At 43.8% G+C, this 6,075-nt stretch carries 5 protein-coding genes; 2 read left to right on the top strand and 3 right to left on the bottom strand.

Annotation, left to right across the window (positions count from 1 at the left end; translation table 11 throughout):
• Positions 1-130 precede the first annotated feature (130 nt).
• Entirely contained in the window at positions 131-2,026 is a 1,896-nt protein-coding gene (mnmG, locus tag L0J61_RS08425) for a tRNA uridine-5-carboxymethylaminomethyl(34) synthesis enzyme MnmG (RefSeq protein ID WP_301466004.1), read from the top strand.
• A gap of 186 nt (positions 2,027-2,212) precedes the next feature.
• The gene (locus tag L0J61_RS08420; RefSeq protein ID WP_301466003.1) at positions 2,213-3,172 is read left to right on the top strand and encodes an AEC family transporter; all 960 of its coding nucleotides are present in this window, start codon (positions 2,213-2,215) and stop codon (positions 3,170-3,172) included.
• Positions 3,173-3,338: 166 nt separating this feature from the next.
• Here L0J61_RS08420 and L0J61_RS08415 read toward each other — a convergent pair whose 3' ends face one another.
• From L0J61_RS08415 to L0J61_RS08405, 3 genes are all read right to left on the bottom strand, one after another.
• Positions 3,339-3,503, bottom strand: a complete 165-nt coding sequence (locus L0J61_RS08415; RefSeq protein WP_301466002.1) for a hypothetical protein — start codon at positions 3,501-3,503, stop codon at positions 3,339-3,341.
• 48 nt (positions 3,504-3,551) lie between these two features.
• Positions 3,552-4,553 carry an LLM class flavin-dependent oxidoreductase gene (locus L0J61_RS08410; protein ID WP_301466001.1) on the bottom strand — a complete coding sequence of 334 codons (1,002 nt, stop codon included), beginning with the start codon at positions 4,551-4,553 and terminating at the stop codon, positions 3,552-3,554.
• Positions 4,554-5,025: 472 nt separating this feature from the next.
• Complete coding sequence (locus L0J61_RS08405) at positions 5,026-5,952, bottom strand: LysR substrate-binding domain-containing protein (protein ID WP_301466000.1); 927 nt, start codon at positions 5,950-5,952, stop codon at positions 5,026-5,028.
• Positions 5,953-6,075 lie beyond the last annotated feature (123 nt).

The following is a 6,075-nucleotide window of genomic DNA, read 5'->3' as shown; positions in this document are numbered from 1 at the left end:
GATCGCTATTTTCTTATTATTTTTTATTCTAATTCGACTAACGTTTATAGCTGATTTGCAGCTTCGAGCCTGCCATGCAGGTAAGGTATTAATGCACTTAAAGCAACGTTGAGAGTCAAGTGAGGCATACATGCAATACCCAAAAAAATACGACGTGATAGTGATCGGTGGCGGTCATGCTGGCACGGAGGCTGCTTTAGCTGCTGCACGTATGGGCTCGCAGACTTTATTATTGACACATAACATTGAAACGTTGGGGCAGATGAGCTGTAACCCTGCCATCGGCGGCATTGGTAAGTCGCATTTGGTGCGTGAAATTGATGCACTTGGCGGTGCGATGGCATTGGCCACGGATAAAGCGGGTATTCAGTTTCGTGTGCTGAACAGTCGCAAAGGCGCTGCTGTGCGTGCTACACGCGCGCAAGCAGATCGTATTTTATATAAAGCCGCCATTCGCCATACGCTTGAAAATCAGCCTAACCTGGATTTGTTTCAGCAAGGCGCTGATGATATTTTAGTAGAAAACGGTCGCGCGACAGCAGTAGTGACTTCAACTGGTATCATTTTTAAGACTGAAACCGTGGTGTTGACTTCAGGCACTTTTTTAGGCGGCGTGATTCATATCGGCCTAGAAAACTCGAAAGGTGGTCGTGCAGGAGATCAGCCATCTATCAAGCTAGCAGATCGTTTACGTGAGTTAAAACTGCCGGTAGGTCGTCTAAAGACAGGCACCCCCGCACGTATCGATGCACGCAGCGTTGATTTTGGTGCGATGACAGTACAACCTGGTGATACGCCGCTACCCGTGATGAGCTATATGGGTAATGTTGCTATGCATCCTGAGCAAGTCAACTGTTATATCACCCATACTAATGCGCGTACCCACGATATCATTCGTGAAAGTTTGGATCGCTCTCCGATGTTCTCAGGAAAAATCGAAGGTGTTGGTCCACGTTATTGTCCATCGATAGAAGATAAAATCCATCGTTTCGCGGATAAAGACAGCCATCAAATATTCATTGAGCCAGAAGGGTTGACCACGCACGAACTGTACCCAAATGGTATCTCAACCAGCCTGCCATTTGATGTGCAGTTAGAATTCATTCATAGCATGAAAGGACTTGAGAACGCGCATATTACTCGCCCAGGCTACGCTATTGAGTATGATTACTTTGATCCGCAAAATCTAAAACCGACACTTGAGACTAAGTCTATTGATCGTTTGTATTTTGCAGGGCAAATCAATGGTACAACTGGCTACGAAGAAGCAGGGGTGCAGGGTTTATTGGCAGGTACCAACGCAGCACTCGTGACGAGTAATAATAGTGAGTTTGATACTTGGACACCACGCCGTGATGAAGCGTATCTTGGTGTGCTTGTTGATGATTTGATTACGCACGGGACGACTGAGCCATACCGGATGTTTACCAGTCGTGCTGAATACCGTTTGCTACTGCGTGAAGATAACGCCGACCAACGTTTGACCGAAACTGGTCGCAAGCTTGGTTTGGTTGACGACGAGCGCTGGCAGGCCTATCAACAAAAAATGGAAGCCATTACCACAGAGTCCTCACGCCTAAAAGACATGTGGGCCACGCCTACAAACGCCTTGGGGAAAAAAGTGACAGAGCAGACAGGTGAAGTGCTGAGTAAAGAAGCGACGGCTTTTGACTTGCTAAAACGTCCTCAGATTCATTTCTCTGATATTGCAGCTGTTACTGAGTCACAAGTGAGTGCTCAGGTGGGTGAGCAAATTGAAATCTCTGTGAAGTACGCTGGTTACATAGATCGTCAACAAGACGAGATTGAACAAATGAAACGTCTAGAAAATACACCGTTGCCAGTCGATTTTGACTATAGTGTTGTTTCAGGTCTGTCAAATGAAATTGTTCAAAAGCTCACGAAAGTACGTCCTGCTACGCTCGCGCAAGCTGGGCGTGTGAGTGGTGTCACGCCCGCTGCCATTCAGCTATTAGCCATGACGGTCAAAAAACAAAAGAAAGTGAAAGCCACGTTGGAATCTTAGTAAATAGCTCATAAAATCGAGCATAGACGTTTTCAAACAGCCCATAATGAGATGTCGTTGTGGGCTTTTTCAAACCTTTAGATGACCACTGACTGAACTGCACAAACCTCTTAAATCAACCTCTAATATAAGCTGCCATGGTTTTGAAAGTATGACTGTGAGCATGTCGTAGCACTGAGTATATCTATGATCGAAGCCATTGCTTTTGCGATTACCATTGTTTTGCCTAACCTTGTTTTAATGTGGTTAGGCTTTTTTATGCAAAGACGTGGAGAGGCAAGCAAGACATTTATCGATCAATCATCAAGCTTTGTTTTCAAGTACTGTTTGCCTTGTTTGCTTTTTTTTAGTGTTGTCGATAGTGAAGTTGACTACGAAAAACAAATAGTCTTAATCGTGGCTGGTATTTTGGTCACTTTTATTTTATTTATTGGCGCAGAGCTTTATGCCAAACGTTTCGTCAGCCGTCCAGCGGATCAAGGGGTTTTTGTCCAAGGTGTCTATCGAAGCAATATGGCCATTATTGGGCTAGCAACGGTTGCTAATGCTTATGGAGCATCAGGACTGAGTATTGGCGCTGTCTATATGGGTGTGGTGACGATTTTATTTAATATTTTAGCGGTCATTACACTCAGTCGCGTATCCAAAAGCATAGATGATACATGGGTTAGCCGCAGTACGATGATCGTGAAAAAGCTATTCACCAACCCGCTCATATTGGCATTACTGGCTGCATTTATTTACAAGGCACTACCGCTACCGCCAACCACAGGTGTCATTCATACCATTGGCGACTTATTGGCAGCAGTCGCGCTGCCGTTGGCGTTGATTTGCGCTGGTGCCAGTATTAATTTGAAATCCATGCTACATCTTTCTGGGCTTTGTATGCAGGCTAGCATTGGCCGTATCATCATCGCACCAATTATCGCTATCTTAGTTGGAATCGGGTTTGGGCTGTCTGAAGTACATATGGGTGTATTATTCTTGATGGTGGCGTCACCGACTGCTGCTGCAAGCTATGTGATGGCAAAAGCAATGGGTGGCAATGATGTACTTGCAGCCAATATTTTGGCACTTACTACGGTGGTTGGTATGTTTGGGATGGCTATTGGGGCAGGTGTATTGCGCGGGCTAGGGTGGATGTAGTCTATTTTATATACGTACGCTAATAATCTTACGTATGAGCTTATGGAGTAGATATTGGTTTAATGGTAGGCTCATAGCACTGTTGTGTGCTTACAAAACTACTGTGTGCTCATAAAACTTTGAGTCATTAAAAAAATCCCTCTTTCTGTTTTGAAAGAGGGGTTTTTTACGAATTTAGGTTTTTCTGATTATTAAGGTTACGCTTTTCTTCACGGCGCTGTTTGCGTTTGGAACTGGTACGGTAGGTTAGGTAACCGCCAACGCACATTACGGCGATGAATGCGACAATGTACAAAAATATTGATGAGCCAATAGCAGTTGAGGGTTCCATAGTATTCTTCTTATTAGGGTGTATCAATAATTATGCAAATGTCTCTTCTTAATGTAAAGTAAACAAATTTAGTTCAGTTGTAAGTTCAAGTGAACGCACACGTGCTGCTTGATCATAAATATTGGCAGTAATAATCATTTCATCGGGCTGATGCGTGGCCATAAAGGCAGCAAGTTTTGGTTTAACGGTTGCGACAGAACCAACAAATGATACCGACAACGCATTGTCTACCATCATTTTTTCTGATTGACTCCAAACGCTATCCATATCGTGCGTGGGCTTTGGTATTTGACCCGTTTCACCACGGCGCAAACGTACGAAGCTTTGCTGGGTTGATGTGAAATGATACTCGGCAGTGGCGTCATCATCAGCGAGTAATAAGTTGGCAGCTAGCATTACATATGGTTTGTCTAGATAAACAGAGGGTTTGAACTGCTCACGGTAGGTACTGATTGCTTGTGTCAGCATTTGCGGTGAAAAATGAGAAGCAAAAACATAAGGCAACCCCAAATGTGCTGCTAAGGTCGCCCCAAAAAGAGACGATCCTAGTATCCAGATAGGAACCTGAGACTTTGCGCCAGGAAACGCTTGGACAGGGCTGCTGTCTGTATCAGTACCCAAGAAGTACATTAATTCTTGTACGTCTTGTGGAAAGCGTTCAGCATCCTTCATTTGTCGACGCAGTGCCTGAAAGGTTGCACCATCCGTACCAGGTGCACGTCCTAGACCTAAGTCGATACGGTCGCCATATAATGCCTGCAATGTACCAAATTGCTCAGCGATGATAAGTGGCGCATGATTCGGTAGCATCACACCACCAGAACCAATACGTATGCTTTTCGTTTGGCTACCGATGTGAGATAGCAGTACAGAAGTTGCTGCACTGGCGATACCTGGCATGTTGTGATGCTCTGCCATCCAGTAACGATTTAAGCCAGTTTTTTCGGCCTGTTTTGCAATTTCAACTGTTTGAATGACACCTTCAGCGATGGGTTTGCCTTCTGGAACGGGCGCGAGATCTAGAAAAGATAATGGAATGGCTTTATTCATAACTCACCTGATTTTGTGATATTGCCTTGTAGCGGCATGATTGTAGAATATATTGAACATCGTTAGGACGTGATTTATCTTATTTTTATGTACTTCTTGAACTTTATGCATGTCATGATCTTTATGTATACCTTAAACATAGACAGGGCCTAAAGTTCGGTCTTTGATATAAATGGGGTGGTTGCCTAGAATATAAAGATGGGAAGCGACTCGGATAACAAAACTTAATACAGCCATTCCACTATGAAAGCATTACAGCGTTAATCTCACTTGAAGTATCAGATATACATCTGTACTTGGCTGCCTCGTACTACTCTTAAATTGAAACGATGATAGTCTGACAAGGATAAGGCTTTGGAAAAGACAGAAAGAAAACAGCACTGTTATTGGTAAATAACAGTGCTGCTGAAGGTACTTACTGCTGTCGTCGTTAATAGAAGCTGATACATTTAGTTGTCAGGCAATCTAGAGCTTAACTGAATTGCTTTTGGCACAACTCCATAAATGCTCTACCGTATTGGCGGACTTCTGCATCGTCACGTACCGCCATCCAACTGGTGAAGCGGCCAAAGTGATCGACTGGAATGGCTGTTAGATTCTGATAATGACTTGGTTCAAATGCCATTTCTGCGATGATGCCAATGCCCAAACCTAGACCGACGTAAGTACTGATGACGTCTGCGTCAAGCGCTGCTAACACAATGTCAGGCTCCAGTCCTGCGTCATCAAATGTTTTATCGATCGTTCCGCGTCCAGTAAAGCCACCGTGGTAGGTAATGATTGGATAGCTAGCAAGGGTTGGCAGGTCGATTGATTCTTGGCTAGCAAGCTCGTGGTCGACTGGCACAATCACTCGGTGTGTCCAGTCATAATAACGATGGCATCTGAGGTAATTATTGTGCAGTAAAGATTCAGTGGCAATGCCTATATCTGCCTGCCCGCGGATAACCATCTGTGCGATCGTCTCTGGATCAGCCTGCTGCAAGATTAAATTTACTTTAGGAAAGAGATCTTTAAATTCTTTGATCACTTGCGGCAAGACATAACGTGCTTGTGTGTGCGTGGTGGCAATCGTTAACGTACCAATATTTGGATTGTTATAATCCAAACTAAGATTCTCAATAGTACGAATTTCAGCAAAGATAGATTCTATATGTGGCATCAGTGCTGTACCCATGGTTGTCAAGCCAGTTAGGCGTTTGCCCTGTCTGACAAAGACGTCGGTCTTTAGTTGATTTTCAAGCGCCGCAATATGTTTTGATAGGCTCGATTGACTGGTATGTAATACCGTCGCTGCTTGGCTTAAGTTATAGCCATTAATCACCGTGTGCCACACAGTCTCCAACTGCTTGAGTTGAATTTGTAAATGTCGCTGATTGACGACTACATCGATTGCCATAATTTATTCCTGTTGTATGAGCATACAAACCTAGTTCGTATACATAAATGAAAACGTACAAATTAATATGCAGTAACCCGACAGTGTAAAACAAAGTTATTATTCTTGTATATAATAAATGGT

Origin of the sequence: Psychrobacter sp. (genome assembly GCF_030457785.1) — a bacterium.
In the GTDB taxonomy this organism is placed as follows: Bacteria; Pseudomonadota; Gammaproteobacteria; order Pseudomonadales; family Moraxellaceae; genus Psychrobacter.
The sequence above is the reverse complement of the archived record's forward strand: the minus strand, read 5'-3'. Positions and strand labels throughout refer to the sequence as shown.